At 37.6% G+C, this 1,368-nt stretch carries 2 protein-coding genes; one reads left to right on the top strand and one right to left on the bottom strand.

The window, feature by feature from the left end; translation table 11 throughout:
• Positions 1–978, bottom strand: a 978-nt coding sequence (dhaK, locus tag QZ359_RS04740) for a dihydroxyacetone kinase subunit DhaK (protein ID WP_293963373.1), incomplete at its 3' end; no start/stop codon positions are given.
• 153 nt (positions 979–1,131) lie between these two features.
• Here dhaK and QZ359_RS04735 point away from each other — a divergent pair.
• Positions 1,132–1,368, top strand: a 237-nt coding sequence (locus QZ359_RS04735; RefSeq protein ID WP_293963370.1) for a TetR family transcriptional regulator, incomplete at its 3' end; no start/stop codon positions are given.

The raw sequence follows: 1,368 nt of genomic DNA, 5'->3' as shown, positions 1-1,368 counted from the left end.
TGTTGTAACAGGTGCATTTAAAGCATCTAACCATTCATCATCTGCCAATCGAATAAATGTTAATGATAATCCAGCCATATCAATTGATGTCATATAGTTTCCAATTTTCTTAAATGCCAACTCAACACCTTTTCCATGGAGTAATTTAGCCACATCATTCGCAAATACGTATTGTTCCATAAGAGGAGTGCTTCCTAAACCATTAATGAGAAGGCCATAGCGTTCATCAGCCTTAAGTTGGAAACCTTCAGATAGTTTTTCAACCAATTCTGAAGCCAATTGTGCGGAAGGTTGCATTTTCTCTTTTTTATATCCTGGCTCACCATGAATACCAACTCCATATTCAAATTCATCATCTTCTAGAATAAATCCTGGTTTCCCAACCTCAGGAACGGTTGCTCCAGACAAGGCCAGCCCAATTGTTTTAATTTCTAACACAAGTTTATCGGCCAAGTCCTTCATTTCAGATAATGATTTACCAGAACGAGCTGCATCACCCAAAATTTTATGGACCAAAATAGTACCTGCAACACCTCGACGACCTTGGGTATAGAGACTATTTTCAACAGCGATATCATCATCAACAACAACGCTTGCTACATCAATACCTTCCATTTCAGCAAGTTCTTGTGCAATTTCAAAGTTCATAATGTCACCAGAATAGTTCTTGATGACCATGAAAACTCCAGCACCTTCATCAGCCACCTTAATGGCTTCTAAAATTTGGTCCGGAGTAGGTGAAGTGAAGACTGCTCCACAAATGGCAGCAGACAACATTCCATCTCCTACAAATCCAGCATGACTTGGTTCATGTCCTGAACCTCCACCTGAAATGAGTCCAACTTTTCCTGTCTTTTCTGCCTTTCTAACGATGACATCAAAACCATCTAAGCGTTCTACCAAGTCATCATGCATGAATGACAATCCCTGCAACATTTCATCAACAACTTGTGTCGGTTCATTTATAATTTTTTTCATGAGAAACTCCTTTCGGCATGTACCTTTGTTTTCGTTTTCATTATATATTTTTTATCGCTGACTGATAAGGGACAGATTCTATTATTTGTCCCCTTTTAAACCCGTTTAAAACATTTTTTTGGTAAAATGAAGTAAGTAAAAGAAAGGTTTCCTATGGCATCATCACTCATTACAAAAAAACGGATTGCCAAGGCATTTAGAGACCTATTAGCTACTAGAGAATTTGATAAAATCTCTATTGTAGATATCATGGAATCAGCTGGCATTCGTAGACAGACCTTTTACAATCACTTTCTTGACAAATATGAACTGCTCGACTGGATATTTGAAAATGACTTAACCGAGTATATCACCAATAACTTGGACTTCATTTCCGGCCAAAAATTATTA

The sequence above is a fragment of the Streptococcus sp. genome, assembly GCF_019414905.1.
Lineage (GTDB): Bacteria > Bacillota > Bacilli > Lactobacillales > Streptococcaceae > Streptococcus.
Note: the sequence above shows the minus strand (reverse complement) of the source record. Positions and strands in the feature narration are given on the sequence as shown.